Origin of the sequence: Streptomyces sedi (genome assembly GCF_006335015.1) — a bacterium.
GTDB classification, from domain to species: Bacteria; Actinomycetota; Actinomycetes; order Streptomycetales; family Streptomycetaceae; genus Streptomyces; species Streptomyces sedi.
The window spans coordinates 63,149-80,150 of the sequence record NZ_VDGT01000014.1 but is presented as its reverse complement, the minus strand read 5'-3'; the positions used below and the strand labels follow the sequence as shown (position 1 = coordinate 80,150).

Below are 17,002 nucleotides of genomic sequence, written 5' to 3'. Positions count from 1 at the left end.
GGCCGCTCGCGCGGTCGCCCACGCGACTCCCCCGAGGGGCGTCACGCCGTGTCCGCGTCGTCGGCGCGCAGCGTCGCGACCTGGCGGTAGAGCTCCACCGCCTCCGCGCCGCGGCCCAGCTGTTCGAGGCAGAGGGCCTCGTCGTTGCGGCTGATCAGCGCGTCCGGGTGGCTGGCGCCCAGCACGTGTTCGCGCACCAGCCGCACCCGGTGGAAGCGCTCAAGCGCCGCCTCCCAGCGGCCCAACCAGCCGAGCGCCACCGCGATCTCCCGCTCGCTCACGAGCGTGTGCGGGTGCTCGGCGCCCAACGCGGCGGTCCTGGCGCGGTGCACCTCGACCGCCTCGGCCAGCGCCTCCTCCCAGCGGCCCAGCCGCCCCAGCGTCATGCCCCGCCCGTGGCGGGCGCGCAGCGTCTCGGGGTGGTCGGAGCCCCGGGTGCGGGTGTACGCCTCGATCAGCACCTCGTAGAGCGGCAGCGCCTCCGCCGGGCGGCCGAGGCGGCCCAGGCAGATGCCCACCTCGTAGACGACCTCCAGGGTGTCCTGGTGCTCGGCGCCCAGCACCTGCACCCTGGCCTCCGCCGCGTCACGCAGCCCGGCCAGCGCCTCCTCCCAACGACGCAGCCGCGCCAGGGCGTACGCCGCCTCGAAGCGGCTGGTCAGCGTCTCCTCGTGCAGCTCGCCCAGGGCCTCGCCGCGCAGTTCGGCGACGGCGCTGTGCACCTCGTACGCCTCCTCCCAGCGCCCGAGGCGGCCCAGGCTGAGGCCGGCGCGGTGGCGGCTGGCGAGAACGGCCAGATGCTCGGGCGAGGGGCCCCGCCGCACGCTGGTGGGATGCGCCAGCACGGTGGCCGTCATCCCGGTCCACTGGCCGGTGAGACCGGCGGAACGGTCCGGCGGGGCCAGCCGCAACGACCAGGAGCCGCTGGCGCGCGAGCCGACGCGCATCCCCCTGGTCCACTCGGGCAGCCGCGCCGGCTCGCGCCGGACGCGGGGCACCAGCTGGGTGCCGGTCGCCACCGGGGTGGGCTGGCCCAGCATCTCGCGGAGCGTCCGGGCGGCGTCGTCGGGGCGTTCGTCCGGGTCCTTGGCGAGCAGCGCCAGGATGAAGCGCTCCAGCCCCTCGGTCAGCTCGGGCCGCAGCGTCCTGGGCGGCTCGGGCGGGGTGTCGCGGTGCCCGATGAGGATGGCCCAGGGGTCGCCGAGGTCGAACGGGGGCGCGCCGGTGGCGATCTCGTACAGCACGCAGCCCAACGAGTAGAGGTCGCTACGGGCGTCGACGTTGACGCCGGCGATCTGCTCGGGCGACATGTAGTGCGGGGTGCCCATGGCCATTCCGGCGCTGGTGAGCTTGGTGGACAGCCCGATCCCCTGGGCCAGCCTGGCGATGCCGAAGTCGCAGATCTTCACCGTGCCGTCGGTGAGCCGCATGATGTTGGCCGGTTTGAGGTCGCGGTGGACGATGCCCTGCTCGTGGGTGTAGGCCAGCGCCGCCGAGACCTGCTCGGCGACGTCGATGACCTCGCTGACGGACAGCGGTCCGGGTCCCGCCGCCTGGAGCAGCTCGCTGAGGTTCCTGCCCTCCAGCAGCTCCATCACCAGGTAGAGCACCCCGTCGGACTCGCCGAAGTCGTGGACCACGGTGATGCCCCGGTGTTGCAGCCCGGCGGCGACCCTGGCCTCCCGCCGGAACCGCTCGCGCAGGACGCGCAGGAACGACTCCTCCTGCTGGCCGCCCAGCGGCTTCAGGCACTTGACCGCGACCCGGCGCCCGAGCGCCTCGTCCCTGGCACGCCAGACCTCCCCCATGCCGCCGCGCCCGATGAGTTCGAGCAGCTGGTAGCGGCCATGCAGCAGCACGCCATCCGTCATCGTCCGGTGTCCACCCCCCGTCGTCGACCCGTTGTCCGCCCCTGCCACCAGTATGGCGTCCCGGGCGGGACGTTCCTATGCCAAGTGGCGGGAAAGAGGTGGAACGGGCGGATGCGCGGCGTCCGTTGACGCCGGGGCGCGGCGTCACACGCGGGTGTGCGACCGTTCCACCGGCTCGGGCGTGTCGTGCCGGTCGGCGCCCGGCAGGCCACGGCCCTCGACGTCGACGTGCGGCAGCCGCCGTTCCAGCCAGCCGGGCAGCCACCAGCCGGCGCGCCCGACGAGTACCAGCACGGCGGGCACCAGGGTAAGCCGGACGAGGAACGCGTCAACCAGCACCCCGACGGCCAGGCCGAACGCGATGGGCTTGACGATGGCGTCCTCCATGGTCACGAAGCTGGCGAAGACCGCGAACATGATCAACGCGGCGGCCGTCACCACCCGGAAGGCCAGCGGCGCGCCCTCCCTGACCGCGCCCGCCGGGTCGGCGCCGTGGGCGTGCCGCTCGTGGATGCGGGAGACGACGAACACCTCGTAGTCCATGGCGAGTCCGAAGAGCACGCCCATGAGGATGATCGGCAGGAAGCTGACGACCGGGCCGGTGCGGGAGACGTCCAGGACGTCGGCCAGCCAGCCCCACTCGAAGACGGCGACGACGGCGCCGAACGCGGCGGCCACCGAGAGCAGGAAGCCGAGGGTGGCCTTGACCGGCACCACGAGCGAGCGGAAGACCAGCAGCAGGATCAGCAGGCCGAGGCCCACCACGACGGCGCCGAACGGGAGCAGGGAGTCGCCGAGTTGGCGGGAGACGTCGACCGCGACGGCGGTGTTGCCCGTGACGGCGAGGGCCACTCCGGTGTCGGCGGCGTGGTCGCGTGACCAGTCGCGGATGGTGTGGACGAGGCGCTCGGTGCCCTCCTGGTCGGGCCCGGTGGTGGGGACGGCCTCGATCAGCCAGTCGGTGTCGCTCTCCGTGGGGCGCGGCGGGGCGACCTCGGCCATGCCGGGCAGGCCGTCGAGCTGCTCGGTGACGGCGGCCAGCGCGCGGGTGGGGTCGCCCTCGACGTCGGTGGTGTCGGCGAGGATCAGCAGCGGCCCGTTGAGGCCGGGTCCGAAGGTGTCGCTGATGGCGTCGTAGGTCTCGCGCTCGGTGCTGCCGACGGGCGCGGAGCCGTTGTCCGGGAGGGCGAGCCGCAGTTCGCGGGCGGGCAGCGCGACGACCAGCAGGCCGACGACCAGGGCGAGGACGGTGAGCAGGGGCCTGCGGGTGACGGCGCGGACCCAGCGGGCGCCGAGGGTGGTGGCGGGGGCGCCCGTGGCCGTGGTCCCCTCGCGGCGGGCGGCGCGCGAGTCGGGGGCCGGGCGCAGCCGTTCGCCGGCGAAGCCGAGCAGCGCGGGCAGCAGGGTGACGGCGACGAGCACCGCGATCACGACGGTGGCGGCGGCGCCGAGGCCCATCACGGTCAGGAACGGGATACCGACGACGGAGAGCCCGGCCAGGGCGACGACGACGGTGAGCCCGGCGAAGACCACGGCGCTGCCCGCGGTTCCGAGGGCGCGGCCCGCGGACTCCTCGGGGTCCGCGCCGTGGGCGAGTTGGGAGCGGTGGCGGGAGAGGATGAACAGGGCGTAGTCGATGCCGACGGCCAGGCCGAGCATCACGGCGAGGGTGACGGCGGTCGAGGAGAGCGTGAAGAGGTGGCCGCCGACGAGCAGTCCCCCGACGGCGGTGCCGACGCCGACGAGCGCGGAGAGCAGGGGCATTCCGGCGGCGAGCAGCGAACCGAAGGTGACGACCAGGACGATGAGGGCGACGCCGACGCCGACGAGTTCCTTGGCGCTCATCTGGACGCCGGTCGGGGAGAACGCCTGCCCGCCGACGTGGACGTCGAGTCCGGCGTCGCGCGCGGGTTCGACGGTCCGCTCCAGCGCCTCGGTGGTGCCCGGCGCGAGTTGGAACGCGGTCTCGGGGTAGCGCACGGTGGCCAGGGCGGTCCGTCCGTCGGGCGAGTAGGTGCCGACCTCGTCCGGCGGGACGACGGCGGAGACCTCGGGCGCCTTCGCGGCCTCGTCGAGGGAGCGGGCGATGGGTTCGGCCCACTTCTCGTCGGTGACGGGGCTCCCGTCGGGGGTGGTGAAGAGCAGCTGGCCCGTGGTGCCGCCGGCGGGTGGCAGCACCTCGCGGAGGGTGTCCAGCGCCTGCTGGGACTCGGAGCCGGGGATGGTGAACTCGTCGTCCAACGCGCTTCCCAGCGCGCCGCTCACCGCCAGCAGCGCGGCCAACGCGCCGAGCCAGAGCGAAGCTACGAGCCGTCGGCGCCGGAAGGCGCCGCGACCGAGCCGGTAGAGGAGGGTGGCCATGGGTGCTCCACGGAAGGTGAGTCAACGGGTGATGCGCGGGCCCATGCAACCGGCCCAGCCGGACGCTATCGTGCATAACTGGCGCTTCGCCAAAAACAACCCATCGCGCACATGTTCCCCCTTTCCGGCTCACCGCAGGGGTGGTCTCCGGAACGGGGAAGGGACCGCGGCGCGCACTCGCCCGTGCGCGCCGGCGGGTGTCACACGGTGGCGCGTGCCCGCCAGAGCTCCATGACCCGCGCGTCGCCCTCCCACCGCACCGGGGCTTCCCGGTGGTCGGCCCGGTTCCACAGGGTGGCGTACAGCGCCGCGGCCGGGCCGCTGATCCGGCAGTCGAAGCGCGTGGCCGCCTCCCGCACGGTCGACGGCGGTTCCTCGGACAGCCGCGTCGTCCACCGCCCGCCCTCGTCGCCCTGGACCGCGAGCACCCGCGGCTCGGGGGCGCGCACGCGGGAGCGCGGGCGGGCGTGGAAGCCGGTGAGCAACTCGTCGATCCCGTCCAGCGCCAGCGCGACCGGCACCCCCGACAGCGCCCGTTTGGCGGCGAGTTGGGCGTCCATCAGGTGCACGGTCGTCTCGTGCGCCTGACGCCGCGCCCAGAACGCGCGGGCGCCGGTCGCCCCCGGCAGGAAGACGAAGCAGTCCAGGTCGTCGTCGGCGGCGCGCAGCGTCGCCTCCAGCGCGTCGAGCCCCTCGGAGAACCAGCCGGCCAACGCGGCCCCTGACGGATCGGCCTCCGGGAGCGGAACCCGTTCGGCCAGCCGCTCGCGCACGATCCGCTCGGCCCAGCGGTGCACGTTGCCCAGATGCCGCACCAGGTCCTCCAGCCGCCACCCGGGGCAACTGGGCACCTCGGCCGACCAGGGCGTCTCGGCGGCCACGGCGAGCAGCGCGTCGCCCGCGCGGCGCAGGGCCTCGATGTGCGCGTCGATCTCCATGACGTGAGCGTGGCATCGATCGCGCCCCCGGGGAACGGGCGGGGCGGCCCGGTGCCGACCGTTGCCACGGGGGCGTCACGGGGGCAACGATGGGCCGTCGGCCCGACCGGAGCGGAGGGCGCGACCCGCACGCCGGGGGGCGCCTTCCTACGTGACCACGCCCCCGTCAGCGTCGATACTGCGGAGGCCGGTCACGCGCTCAGCCACGAGGAGGCACCGATGAAGATGCTGATCAACGGAGCGGAGCGGGTGGTCGCCGACGCGTTGCGCGGGATGGCGGCGGCGCATCCGGAGCTGCGGGTCGACGTGGACCAGCGGCTGGTGGTGCGGGCGGACGCGCCGGTCGAGGGCAAGGTGGGGCTGGTCTCCGGGGGCGGTTCGGGGCACGAGCCGCTGCACGCGGGGTTCGTCGGGTACGGGATGCTCGACGCCGCCTGCTGCGGGGAGATCTTCACGAGCCCCGTGCCGGATCAGATGACGCGGGCCGCGGCGGCGGTGCACGGCGGTGCCGGGGTGCTGCTGATCGTGAAGAACTACACCGGTGACGTGCTGAACTTCGACATGGCGGCCGAGCTGGTCGAGGACGAGGGCATCGAGGTCGCCAAGGTGGTGGTCCAGGACGACGTGGCCGTCTCGGACAGCACGTTCACGGCCGGCCGCCGGGGCACGGGCGGGACGCTCTTCGTCGAGAAGCTGGCCGGCGCCGCCGCGCAGGAGGGCGCGCCGCTGGCGGTGGTCGCCGACGTCGCCCGCAGGGCGGCCGAGGGCTCCCGCAGCTTCGGCGTCGCGCTGCACGGACCGACGACGCCCGCCAAGGGCAGCCCGACGTTCGACCTGCCGCCCGACCAGCTGGAGCTGGGCATCGGCATCCACGGGGAGCCGGGGCGTGAGCGCCGGTCGGTGCTTGGCGCGGCGGAGATCGCCGACCTGACCGTGGAGGCGCTGCTGGCCGACTACGGCCCCGGGCCGACGGGCCCGCTGCTGTGCCTGACCAACGGCATGGGCGGCACGCCGCTGCTGGAGCTGTACGGCTTCCACGCCGAGGTGGTCAGGGCGCTCGGCGCGCGCGGGATCACGCCGGCGCGTAGCCTCGTCGGCGACTATGTGACCTCCCTCGACATGGCCGGCTGCTCGGTCTCGCTGTGCCAGGTGGATGACGAACTGCTGCGGCTGTGGGACGCTCCGGTCTCCACGCCGGGGCTGCGCCGGGGTCGTTGAGAGGAGTCGGACGTGGCAGGGCAGACGACGGAACGTGACGCCGCCTTCGTCGCGGCGTGGCTGACCGCCTCGGCCGACGCGGTCAGGGCGGAGGCGGACCGGCTGACCGAGCTGGACTCGGCGATCGGCGACGCGGACCACGGGAACAACATGCGGCGCGGCTTCACCGCCGTGGTGGCGAGCCTGGAGAACGAGCCGCAGACGGCCCCCGGCGGGGTGCTGCTGCTGGCCGGGCGGACGCTGGTCTCGACCGTCGGCGGCGCCTCGGGACCGCTCTTCGGGACGCTGCTGCGCCGGGCGGGCAAGGCGCTGGGCGAGGCCGAGCGGGTCACCGACGCGGAGCTGAAGGAGGCGCTGGGGACCGGCGTGGACGCGGTGGCCCAGCTGGGCGGCGCGGCGCTGGGCGACAAGACGATGCTGGACGCGCTGCTGCCGGCGGTGGACGCGCTGCCGGACTACGCGGCGGCGGCGCGCGCCGCCGAGGCGGGCTCCCAGGCCACGATCCCGCTGCGGGCCCACAAGGGCAGGGCCAGCTACCTGGGCGAGCGCAGCGTCGGGCACGAGGACCCGGGGGCCGCCTCGGCGGCGCTGCTGCTCGGGGCGCTCTTCCAGGTGTCCAGGTGACGGCCGGCGTGGACGGCGTGGTCGGCGTGGTGCTGGTCTCGCACAGCGCCGAGGTCGCGGCCTCGGTCGCCGCGCTGGCGCGCGGCCTGGCCGGCGGCGGCCGGCTGGGGCCGGTGGAGCCGGCCGGCGGCGCGCCGGACGGCGGGCTCGGCACCAGCGCGGAGCGGATCGCCGAGGCGGCGGCGCGGGCCGACGGCGGCGCGGGCGTCGCGGTGCTGGTCGACCTGGGCAGCGCGGTGCTGACGGTGCGGGCGCTGCTCGCCGAGGGCGACGTGCTGCCGCCCGGCACCCGGCTGGTCGACGCGCCGCTGCTGGAGGGCGCGGTGGCGGCCGTGGTGACGGCCTCGACCGGCGCCGACCTGGACACGGTCGAGGCGGCGGCGGCCGAGGCCTGGGACTACCGCAAGGGCTGAGCGGCGTCGGCCGGGACGTCCTCGGGCTGGAGGAAGCGGGTGGGCTCGTCGGAGCCGGCGAGCCTGATGCGCTCCAGGGCGTGCGCGGAGAGCGGCGGCAGCGCGTCGGGGGCGAACCAGCCGACCTCGACGGACTCGTCGTCGTTGACCCTGGCCTCGCCGCCGACCGCCCGGCAGGCGAGGCTGACGTCGAGGAACTGGCACACGTCGCCGTTGGGGTAGTGGGTCGGCGACAGGGCCTCGACGGCCAGCACCCGTTCGACGACGCAGCGCACCGCCGTCTCCTCCTCGACCTCGCGGACGGACGTGACCGCCGGCTGCTCCCCCGGCTCGGGGATGCCGCCGATGAGCGTCCAGCGGCCGTCGTCCGCGCGGCGCACCAGCAGCACCCGGCCCAGGTCGTCGCGGACCACGCTGGTCACGCCGGGCAGGAAGAGCAGCTGGTGGCCGATGGAGCCGCGCAGGTCGCGGATGAAGTCGGGCGTGGCCATGGGTACCTCAGGGGTGGTCGGCGGGCGGGGGTGCGGTCAGCAGCGCGCGGCCCTCGGCGTAGCGCAGGGCGGGCTCGGGCAGCGGGACGCGGCGGCCGTTGGCCAGCACGGTGAGCGTGCCGGTGGCCGGGGCGCCGGGCGCGGGGAGGGCGCCGAGCCGGCGCAGGGCCTGGGCGGCGACGGCGGCGGCCGAGCCGTGCAGGGTGACGCGCCGCCCGGTGAGCGCGGTCAGTTGGCGACCGATCTCGTCGGCGACCAGCTCGTAGTGGGTGCAGCCGAGCACCACCGTGGTGGTCTCCGGCGGGGTCAGCCCGACGGCGGCCTTGACGGCGGCGCTGACGGCGGCGGCGTCGCCGCGCTCCACCGCGTCGGCCAGCCCGTGGCAGGGCACCTCGGCGGCGGGCGTGGAGCCGGCGAACTCGGCGAGCAGGCCGCGCTGGTAGGCGCTGCCGGTGGTGGCGGGCGTGGCCCAGACGGCGAACGGGCCGCCGGCGACGGCCGCCGGCTTGATGGCGGGCACGGTGCCGATGACCGGCAGCCCCGGCTCCCACTCGGCGCGGAGCGCGGGAAGGGCGTGCACGGTGGCCGTGTTGCACGCCACGATCAGGGCGTCGGGCCGCTCGGCGAGCGCGGAGCGGGCGCACGCGGTGGCGCGCTCCACGATCCGGGCCGGGGTGAGCGGGCCCCAGGGCATGTGGTCCGGGTCCCCGGAGAGCACCAGGTCCGCGTCGGGCCGCAGCCGCCGAGTCTCGGCGGCCGCGGCCAGCAGGCCGATGCCCGAGTCCAACAGTGCGATTCTCACGAAGCCCCAGCCTACGCGGGCCCGGGCGCCGTTCTTCGCACGCTCCCGCGGGTCACTTGCGGCCAGGCGTCCACTGCATGCCGAAGCCGTAGGCGTGGTCCACGGTGCGCTGGGGGCTGACGCCCTTGTCCGGCACCAGGTAACGCGCCTCGCGGTTGACGAGCAGCTCGCCGTTCTGCTGGGTCAGGGTGGCGAGTACGCAGACCGGGGAGGGCACGTCGCACTCGTCGAGGAAGAACTCGACGGGCGCGCCGCGCTCGGGGGTCAGGGTGACGGTCGCGTCGAGGTCCTGGAAGCTGGTGGCGCCCGAGTAGATCGTCACGAAGAGGACGACCCGGCGCAGCTCCTTGGCGTGGTCCAGGTTGACCGTGAGGTTCTCACCCGAGGAGACGGCGCCGGTGCGGTCGTCCCCGTCCAGGTGCATGTAGGGCGGCTGGTGCAGCGAGCCGAACGCGTTGCCCAGGGCCTGGATGACGCCCTTGCGGCCGTCGGCCAACTCGAAGAGCGCGCACAGGTCGAGGTCGAGGCCGCCGCCCATCGCCTTGGCGATGCGGTCCTTCCACTTGGACTGCTTGGGCGCGGCGGCGGCGCTGCGCTGCTGCCAGTTGAGGTTGACCCGGAGCTGGCCGCTGGTGGCGCCCTGCTTGGCCAGGGAGATCGCCGGCGCGTCCTTGGTGAGCGTGATCTTGCTCAGCCGGATCGGGGAGCCGCCGGAGGCCGCCGGGGGCGCCTGCGCGGGCGCCGGGGGCGTCACCGGGGCGGGCGCGGGCGGCGGGGGCGTCGCGGGCTGGGCGGGGGGCGGCGTGGGCGCGGCGGCGGGGGCCGGCTCGTCGTCCACGCTGATCCCGAAGTCGGTGGCGAGCCCGGCGAGTCCGGTGGCGTACCCCTGGCCGACGGCGCGGAACTTCCAGGCGCCCTGGCGGCGGTAGAGCTCGCCGATGACGAACGCGGTCTCGCTGGTGGCGTCCTCGCTGTCGAAGCGGGCGACCTCCGCGCCGCTGTCCGCGTCGAGCACCCGGATGTGTAGTCCGGGAACCTGGCCGAAAGTGCCCCCGTCGGCGGACGCGGCCAGGACGACCTTCTCGATCTCCTGCTCCACGTCGGCGAGGTCGACCCCGAGTCGGTCGACGACCGTGGCGCCGGCGGGCTGCTTGCCCTCGTGGCGCACGGCGCCCGAGGCGTGACGGGCCTGGTTGTAGAAGACGAAGTCGTCGTCCGAGCGGACCCGGCCGTCCTTCAGAAGCAGCGCGGAGGCGTCCACGTCCGGTGCGCCGGCCGCGGTGTTCCAGCCGATCTCGACGCGGACCGCTCGCGCGGACACCGGGACATTAGAGCCTTTGAGCATCGTGCGTTCCTCCGTCGGGTGGGACTGTTCCCGTCTGCGTACCCCTGTTCGCGCTGGGAACGACTCACTATGCCATCCGGTTCCCGGGTCGCTTTTCGGGCACCCCTGAAACAACATCATGAGGGCACCGATCGCCGCTTTATCCGCTTATGGCGGGATCGCCGGGTGCACGAGGGCCCCAGCCTGCCAAATGAGCGGCTGATCGGTCTCCCCAACAACCCGATGGTGGGCTTAACTTATGGAGCATGACCCTCCCGCGCCCCTACGGTGGTGGCTACTCCTCCTCTTCCTTCCCCGACACCCCGATCTACGACAGGCTGGTGGCAGAGCGGGGTACCCCGCAGATCGCTCCCATCCGGGTGCCGGCCGCTTACGACACGATGGGCTACCAGTCCCCCGCGCCCCAGTCGTCGTTGCCCGCCCTGCCGGCCCTTCCGTCGGCCGCCTCGGCCCCGCCCCCGCAGCAGCACGGCGGCTACCAGGGGCACCAGCCGGCGCCCGTCAGGCAGCCGGTGGGCGGCGGGCAGTCGTTCGGAGGCCAGTCCTTCGGCGGGCAGTCCTTCGGCGGGCAGCAGCTCAGCGCCCCCGCCCCCGGCGGATACCGCGGGGGGAACGGCGGGTATGTCCCGCAGCCCCAGCAGGGCGGTCGCCCCTACCCCGCGCCGGCGGCCCCGCAGGCGCCCTCGCCGCAGCAGGCGAGGCCGGCCGCGCCGCAGCAGATGCGGCCGGCACCGCAGCCGATGCGGCCGGCGGCGCCGCGCCCCGGCGGCTACCCGGGTGCCCCGCAGTACCCGCAGTCGCAGCAGGCGCAGCAGGCGCCGGCGCCCGGCTACTGGTCGGAGTGAGGCGGGGGGAGACCACGCGAGGGAGCACGGCGACCGCCCCGGGGGGACGTCACAGCTCGACGTCCTCCAGCACACCGAGGGCGTCGGGGACCAGCACGGCCACGGAGTGGTACGCGCTGACGAGGTAGGAGAGCACGGCGTGCTCGTCGACGCCCATGAAGCGGACGTTCAGGCCCGGTTCGTGTTCGTCGGGAAGGCCCGTCTGGCGCAGGCCCACGACGCCCTGGCGCTCGGTGCCGGTGCGGAGGGCCAGCACGGAGCTGGTGTTGGTCGGGGAGATCGGGATCTTGTCGCAGGGCAGCAGGGGGATGCCGCGCCAGGCGTGGACGGGGGTGCCGTCGACCTCGGTGGTCGCCGGGTAGAGGCCGCGCGCCGTGCAGGCGCGTCCGATCGCCGCGATGGTGCGGGGATGAGCCAGCAGCAGGCGGGTGTCGCGGCGGCGGGTGACCAGTTCGTCCAGGTCGTCGGGGGTGGGCGGCCCGGAGCGGGTGAAGAGGCGCTGGCGCGGGTCGACGTTGTGGAGCAGGCCGAACTCGCGGTTGTTGACCAGTTCGTGTTCCTGGCGTTCCCGCAGGGCGTCGACGGTGAGGCGGAGCTGCTCCTCCACCTGGTTCATCGGCTCGTTGTACAGATCCGCGACCCGGGAGTGCACCCGCAGCACGGTCTGCGCCACGCTCAACTCGTACTCGCGCGGGGACAGTTCGTACTCGACGAAGGTGCCGGGCAGCCGCGGCTCGCCGACGTGGCCCGCGGCCAGCGCGATGTCGGCCTCGCCGCGCCGGTTGGCCTCGGGGCTCGGGCGCTCGGCCTCCCGCGCGAGATGGGCGGCGAGCACGGGGGCGTTCTCGGCCACCTCGGCGACGGCGGCCAGCGGCAGCGCGAGGACGGTGCAGCGGGTCGTGGTGCGCAGGGTGTGGGGCCAGGTCCCGGGCTCGCCGACGAGCGCCTGGGCGCCGGCGAACGCGCCCCCGGCGAGCGTGGCGAGGGCGGCCTGGCCGTCGTAGGCGCCCGGCACCCACTGGCGGACCTTGCCGTGGGCGATCAGCAGCACCTCGGTGACGGGCGCGCCCGCCTCGGCGAGGGTCTCGCCGGCGCGGTGGTCGCGCCGGACGCAGCGGTCGGCGAGCGCGGCCAGCGTCGCGGGGTCGTCCAGGCCCGCGAGCGGCGGGAGTTCGCGGAGCTCGGCGGGGATGACGCGGATGTCGGGGCCGGTGGCGTGGAACTCGACGCGGCCGTCGCCGAGCGTGTGGGTCAGCCGGCGGTTGACCCGGAACGTGCCGCCCGAGACCTCGGCCCACGGCAGGGTCCGCAGCAGCCAGCGCGGTGAGGTGCCCTGGTTCTGCGGCGGGGTCTTGAGGGTGCTGGCGAGCCGGCCGGCCGCCTCGGTGCCGAGTGCGGTGGGGGCCTGCCGGGCCTCGGGTTCTGCGGTCGGGGTGGGGGCGTTCACGGGGGCCTTTCGGGTGGGGATCGCCGCCGCGCGGCGGGACGGGGTGGGGCCGCCGCCGCGCGGCGGGACGGGGTGGGGCCGCCGCCGCGCGGCGGAGGTGGCGCGGCGGCGGCTGTCCTGCGGGGAACGGCGGGCGGCGACACGCGCCCGGCGCCGCGCGCACGCGGGCACTGGCGCGGTCGTGCGCCCGGCGGGTGGCCACGCGCCGCGCGGAACCGTTTCCGCGCGGCGGCACCCGCACCGCCCGGCGGGATGAACTGTCCCGTTCCGAGCGGTGTTTCCCTTGACCAGTGGTTGCTTACCAGTGGACGTGACCAGCGGGTGGGCGGTCCTCAGTGGCCGATTTCGACGTCCTGGAGAACGCCGAGCGCGTCGGGTACGAGAACGGCCACGGAATAGTAGGCGCTCACCAGATAGGAAATGATCGCCTGCTCGCTGATGCCCATGAATCGCACGGAGAGGCTGGGCTGGTATTCGTCGGGAATTCCGGTGCGGTGCAGTCCGACGACGCCCTGCCGCTCCATGCCGGTGCGCAGCGCCAACACCGAACTGGTGCCGGTCTTGCTGATCGGGATCTTGTCGCACGGCAGCAGCGGCACCCCGCGCCAGGCGGCGACGGAGTGGCCGCCGAACTCGGCGGGCGCCGGGTAGATGCCCCGGGCGTTGCACTCCCGGCCGAACGCGGCGATGGCGCGCGGGTGCGCCAGCAGGACGCTGGGCTCCTTCCAGACGGCGGCCAGCAGCTCGTCCATGTCGTCGGGACCGGGCGGCCCGGACCTGGTGTGCAGCCGCTGGCGCGGGTCGGCGTTGTGTAGCAGGCCGAACTCCCGGTTGTTGACCAGCTCGTGTTCCTGGCGCTCACGCAACGCCTCGACGGTGAGGCGGAGCTGCTCCTCGACCTGGTTCATCGGCTCGTTGTACAGATCCGCGACCCGGGAGTGCACCCGCAGCACGGTCTGCGCCACGCTCAACTCGTACTCGCGCGGCGACAGTTCGTAGTCGGCGAAGGTGCCGGGCAGCGACGGCTCGCCGACGTGGCCCGCGGCCAGCGCGATCTCCGACTCACCGCTGGCGTTGCGCTGGCCGGGGATCCGGGAGCGACCGGCGGTCAGGTGGGCGGTCAGCGCTTCGGAGTTCTCGGCGATCCGGTCGAAGTCGGCGCGGGCGAGGGTGAGTACGGTGCCGCTGGTCAGCGCGGTGAGACCGTTCTGGTAGGCGCCGGGCTCGACGGCGGTGAGCGCGTCGGCGGCGAAGAAGTCGCCGTCGGCCAGCACGTCGAACTCGGTCTCGTTGTCGTAGGCGCCGCGCCCGCGCCGGCTGAGCTTGCCGTGCGCGATCAGCACCACGCGGTCGGCCGCGTCGCCCTCGCGCAGCAGCACCTCGCCGGGGACGAAGTCCCGCTGCACACACGCCTCGGCGAGCGCCTGGAGGGTCGCCTGGTCGTCGAAGCCCGCCAGGCCGGGGAGCTCGGTGAGCTCGGCGGGGATGACGGAGATCTCGGAGCCGGTGGCGTAGAACTCGACCCGGCCGTTGCCGAGCGTGTGGGTCAGCCGGCGGTTGACCCGGAACGTGCCGCCCGAGACCTGCGTCCAGGGCAGCACCTTCAGCAGCCAGCGCGAGCTGATCGCCTGCATCTGCGGCGGGGTCTTGGTGGTCGTCGCCAGGTTGCGCGCCGCCGCCGTGTCGAGGCTGAGCCGAGGCGCCGGCTCCGTGGTTCCGGCCTGGTTCTCGGGCGTCGGGTCGAGCGCGCCCTCAAGGGAGGTTGTCATGCGAAAAGTGCCCCATCTGCGGTTGTCCGGCGGCCAGTTGAATGCCCTGGGAGGAGGGCCGGCCAAGAAACTAGGCGCATTTCTCAAGCCGCCGCAATCACTCAAAAGTGGCGCCAACTCCCCGCTTCACAGGACGAATTGATGGGTAGCTCGCCCGGATTCGCCAGCTGGCCGGAAGGCGGCCCCCCCGGAACCGGGGCGCGCCTCGTTCACCCACCCCGCGCGAGGGCGCTGACCGGCCAGGAGTCCGATGCCCCTACCGCCCCCACCAGGCACTAGGGTGGGGGCGCTCGGACGCGGTGACCGCGCGCCGGGGCACGTGCGCCTGGCGTTCGGCCAGCGCCCTGTCCGAACTCGCCTGTCATTACGTCCGGTTCACGGCGCGCTACGGTGGAGCGGCCGGACGCGCGCGATGAGGCGTCTTTCGATTTCGCACGAGGTTGGGGCACATCAGTCCATGGCTAAGGGCTCGGTCCAGGTGACGCACACCGGAACTGCACGTTGGCGGCGTCGAACGGCCGTCTACGCCACGGTCACCGAGGCCCTGGCCGCCGCCGCCGACGGCGACGTGCTGCTGCTGGGCCCCGGCACCTACCGGGAGAACCTGGTGGTCGAGCAGGCGGTGACCATCCGCGGCCCCCAGGACGAACGGGACGGTCCCGCGCGGATCGCCCCCGTCGAGGGCGTCCCGCTGACGGTGCGCGGCTCGGCTACCGTGCGGGAACTACTCCTGGAGGGCCAGGACACCACCGTGCCCGCCGTGCTGGTGGAGAGCAGCACCCCCGAGCTCTCGGGGCTGCGGGTGCGGACCGCGTCGGCGGCCGGCGTCGAGGTGCGGGCCGGCGCACGCCCGACCGTGCGCGGCTGCGCGGTCTCGAACGCGACCGGCGTCGGGATCAACGTGAGCGACCAGGCCGGCGGGCTCTTCGAGGAGTGCCACGTCACCGAGTCCGGCCAGGCGGGCATCGCCGTGTCCGGCGCGGCCCATCTGCGGCTGGAGCGCTGCCGGGTGGAGCGGGCAACGGGCGCGGGGCTCTCGGTGACCGGCGAGGGCAGCGCGGTGGACGCGCTCGGCTGCGTGCTCGAACAGATCAAGGGCGTCGGGGTGCGGCTGGCGGAGCGCGCCACCGCCCACCTGACGGAGTGCCAGGTGTCGGGGACCACCGGCGACGGGGTCACCCTGGAGACCGACGCCGTACTGACCCTCGCCGACAGCCGGTTGACCGACATCCCGGAGAACGCCCTGGACCTGCGGTCCCGTTCGGTGCTGACGCTGATGCGCACCGAGGTGACCCGCTTCGGCCGCAACGGCGTCTCCGCCTGGGACCCCGGCACCCACGCGGACGTGCACGACTGCGAGATAGCCGAGTCCACCGGCGACTACCCGGCGGTCTGGGTGAGCGACGGGGCGACCGTCGTGCTGGAGTCCTGCACGGTGCGCCGGGTGCCGGACGCGCTGTTCGTGCTGGACTCCGGGTCACGCGCCGACGTGGTGGACAGCACGGTGGAGGAGGTGCGCGGCTCGGCGGTCTCGGTCAGCGACGGCGCCACCGCGCGGCTGGACGCCTGCCGGATCTCAGGCGCCGGCACCGGCGCCTGGTTCCGGGACGCCGGCAGCGGCGGCTCGGTCACCGGCTGCACCATCGAACGCAGCAGGACCGGCCTGATCGTCACCAAGGGCGCCGACCCCGAGGTCTCCGACACCAGCGTGATCGGCCCGGCCGAGGCCGGGGTCTACGTCTCGGCGGGCGGCCGGGGCCGCTTCAGCCGCTGCCGGGTGACGGACTCGGGCGGCTACGGCTTCCACGTGCTGGACGGCTGCCGCACCACGTTGCACCGCTGCCGCACCGAACGCTGCGCGCGGGGCGGCTATGTCTTCGCCCAGGAGGGCCCCGAGGTGGTCGACTGCCACAGCGACGAGGCGGTGGCGCCCGGCGCGGAGCCGGCGCCCGCGCCGGCCAGGGCGACGGAGAGCGCCGCGCCCGTCCCGCCGCCCGCGCGGCCCGCCGCGAAGCCGGCGGCCCCCGCCGGGTCCGCGGAAGCCGCGGGCGAGGAGCCCGCCGAACACCGACCCTCCGAAACGGTGTTGGCCGAGCTGGACGACCTCGTCGGGCTGCACAGCGTCAAGCGCGAGGTGCGGGCGCTGATCGACATGATCGAGGTGGGCCGCCGCCGGGTGGCCGCCGGCCTCAAGGCCGCCTCCGTCCGCCGCCACCTGGTCTTCACCGGCTCCCCCGGCACCGGCAAGACCACGGTGGCCCGCCTCTACGGCGAGATCCTGGCCTCCCTCGGGGTGCTGGAACGCGGCCACCTGGTGGAGGTCTCCCGCGTCGACCTGGTGGGCGAGCACATCGGCTCCACCGCGATCCGCACCCAGGAGGTCTTCGAACGGGCGCGCGGCGGGGTGCTGTTCATCGACGAGGCGTACGCGCTCTCCCCCGAGGACGGTGGCCGCGACTTCGGCAGGGAGGCCATCGACACACTGGTCAAGCTCATGGAGGACCACCGCGAGGCGGTGGTGGTGATCGTCGCCGGCTACACCGAGGAGATGGCCCGCTTCCTGGCCACCAACCCGGGTGTCGCCTCCCGCTTCTCGCGCACGATCGCCTTCGGCGACTACGCGCCCGAGGAGCTGCTGAACATCGTCCGCCAGCAGTCCGGCGAGCACGAGTACGACCTGGGCGAGGGCACCGAGGACGCGCTGGTGAAGCACTTCACGGCGATGGACCGGGGCCCCAGCTTCGGCAACGGGCGCACGGCGCGGCAGACGTTCGAGGCGATGGTGGAACGCCACGCGGGGCGCGTGGCGCGGCTGCCCGACCCCAGCACGGAGGAACTCACCGTCCTCCACCCGCAGGACCTGCCGCCCCTGCCCTGA

13 protein-coding genes are annotated in these 17,002 nt (G+C 74.5%); 5 read left to right on the top strand and 8 right to left on the bottom strand.

Going from position 1 to position 17,002, the window contains the following annotated elements; genetic code table 11:
* Positions 1–41 precede the first annotated feature (41 nt).
* The 3 genes from FH715_RS18695 to FH715_RS18685 all read right to left on the bottom strand — a co-directional run bounded on the left by FH715_RS18695 (position 42) and on the right by FH715_RS18685 (position 5,170).
* On the bottom strand, positions 42–1,871 hold the full coding sequence (locus tag FH715_RS18695) for a serine/threonine-protein kinase (RefSeq protein WP_139646801.1): 1,830 nt from the start codon (positions 1,869–1,871) through the stop codon (positions 42–44).
* 144 nt (positions 1,872–2,015) lie between these two features.
* Positions 2,016–4,232, bottom strand: a complete 2,217-nt coding sequence (locus FH715_RS18690; protein ID WP_139646799.1) for an MMPL family transporter — start codon at positions 4,230–4,232, stop codon at positions 2,016–2,018.
* Between the two features lie 200 nt (positions 4,233–4,432).
* Complete coding sequence (locus tag FH715_RS18685) at positions 4,433–5,170, bottom strand: maleylpyruvate isomerase family mycothiol-dependent enzyme (RefSeq protein ID WP_139646797.1); 738 nt, start codon at positions 5,168–5,170, stop codon at positions 4,433–4,435.
* A 219-nt stretch (positions 5,171–5,389) separates the two neighbouring features.
* Between FH715_RS18685 and dhaK the strand changes: the two genes are divergently transcribed.
* From dhaK to FH715_RS18670, 3 genes are read left to right on the top strand one after another with little or no spacing between them, the layout of a single operon-like run.
* Complete coding sequence (gene dhaK / locus FH715_RS18680) at positions 5,390–6,388, top strand: dihydroxyacetone kinase subunit DhaK (RefSeq protein WP_139646795.1); 999 nt, start codon at positions 5,390–5,392, stop codon at positions 6,386–6,388.
* Between the two features lie 12 nt (positions 6,389–6,400).
* Positions 6,401–7,012, top strand: a complete 612-nt coding sequence (dhaL, locus tag FH715_RS18675; RefSeq protein WP_139646793.1) for a dihydroxyacetone kinase subunit DhaL — start codon at positions 6,401–6,403, stop codon at positions 7,010–7,012.
* Entirely contained in the window at positions 7,009–7,425 is a 417-nt protein-coding gene (locus FH715_RS18670) for a PTS-dependent dihydroxyacetone kinase phosphotransferase subunit DhaM (RefSeq protein ID WP_139646791.1), read from the top strand. Before dhaL ends, FH715_RS18670 begins: the two co-directional genes overlap by 4 nt.
* On the opposite strand, the gene FH715_RS18665 is transcribed toward FH715_RS18670, so the two are convergent.
* The 3 genes from FH715_RS18665 to FH715_RS18655 are packed head-to-tail and all read right to left on the bottom strand — an operon-like array spanning position 7,410 to position 10,063.
* Complete coding sequence (locus tag FH715_RS18665) at positions 7,410–7,916, bottom strand: NUDIX hydrolase (RefSeq protein WP_139646789.1); 507 nt, start codon at positions 7,914–7,916, stop codon at positions 7,410–7,412. The two genes, FH715_RS18670 and FH715_RS18665, sit on opposite strands and share 16 nt — an antisense overlap.
* A 7-nt stretch (positions 7,917–7,923) precedes the next feature.
* Positions 7,924–8,718 carry a glutamate racemase gene (locus FH715_RS18660; RefSeq protein ID WP_139646787.1) on the bottom strand — a complete coding sequence of 265 codons (795 nt, stop codon included), beginning with the start codon at positions 8,716–8,718 and terminating at the stop codon, positions 7,924–7,926.
* A gap of 52 nt (positions 8,719–8,770) precedes the next feature.
* Positions 8,771–10,063, bottom strand: a complete 1,293-nt coding sequence (locus tag FH715_RS18655; RefSeq protein WP_139646785.1) for a TerD family protein — start codon at positions 10,061–10,063, stop codon at positions 8,771–8,773.
* A 245-nt stretch (positions 10,064–10,308) separates the two neighbouring features.
* Here FH715_RS18655 and FH715_RS29030 point away from each other — a divergent pair, with 245 nt between their 5' ends.
* Complete coding sequence (locus FH715_RS29030) at positions 10,309–10,908, top strand: DUF6643 family protein (RefSeq protein WP_246108833.1); 600 nt, start codon at positions 10,309–10,311, stop codon at positions 10,906–10,908.
* Positions 10,909–10,957: 49 nt separating this feature from the next.
* On the opposite strand, the gene FH715_RS18640 is transcribed toward FH715_RS29030, so the two are convergent.
* Together FH715_RS18640 and FH715_RS18635 are read right to left on the bottom strand one after the other, a co-directional pair.
* A complete protein-coding gene (locus FH715_RS18640; RefSeq protein ID WP_139646783.1) occupies positions 10,958–12,355 on the bottom strand; it encodes a family 2B encapsulin nanocompartment shell protein in 1,398 nt (465 codons plus the stop codon).
* Positions 12,356–12,687: 332 nt separating this feature from the next.
* Complete coding sequence (locus FH715_RS18635) at positions 12,688–14,124, bottom strand: family 2B encapsulin nanocompartment shell protein (protein WP_139646781.1); 1,437 nt, start codon at positions 14,122–14,124, stop codon at positions 12,688–12,690.
* Between the two features lie 457 nt (positions 14,125–14,581).
* On the opposite strand from FH715_RS18635, the gene FH715_RS18630 reads away from it, so the two are divergent.
* Positions 14,582–17,002: a right-handed parallel beta-helix repeat-containing protein gene (locus tag FH715_RS18630; RefSeq protein ID WP_139646779.1), complete on the top strand. Its 2,421-nt coding sequence runs from the start codon at positions 14,582–14,584 to the stop codon at positions 17,000–17,002.

Bases quoted from the DNA above. Each gene is read 5' to 3' on its own strand.
- FH715_RS18695 (WP_139646801.1), bottom strand. From the start codon at position 1,871: ATGACGGATGGCGTGCTGCTGCATGGCCGCTACCAGCTGCTCGAACTC.
- FH715_RS18690 (WP_139646799.1), bottom strand. From the start codon at position 4,232: ATGGCCACCCTCCTCTACCGGCTCGGTCGCGGCGCCTTCCGGCGCCGA.
- FH715_RS18685 (WP_139646797.1), bottom strand. From the start codon at position 5,170: ATGGAGATCGACGCGCACATCGAGGCCCTGCGCCGCGCGGGCGACGCG.
- dhaK (WP_139646795.1), top strand. From the start codon at position 5,390: ATGAAGATGCTGATCAACGGAGCGGAGCGGGTGGTCGCCGACGCGTTG.
- FH715_RS18665 (WP_139646789.1), bottom strand. From the start codon at position 7,916: ATGGCCACGCCCGACTTCATCCGCGACCTGCGCGGCTCCATCGGCCAC.
- FH715_RS18655 (WP_139646785.1), bottom strand. From the start codon at position 10,063: ATGCTCAAAGGCTCTAATGTCCCGGTGTCCGCGCGAGCGGTCCGCGTC.
- FH715_RS29030 (WP_246108833.1), top strand. From the start codon at position 10,309: ATGACCCTCCCGCGCCCCTACGGTGGTGGCTACTCCTCCTCTTCCTTC.
- FH715_RS18635 (WP_139646781.1), bottom strand. From the start codon at position 14,124: ATGACAACCTCCCTTGAGGGCGCGCTCGACCCGACGCCCGAGAACCAG.
- FH715_RS18630 (WP_139646779.1), top strand. From the start codon at position 14,582: ATGGCTAAGGGCTCGGTCCAGGTGACGCACACCGGAACTGCACGTTGG.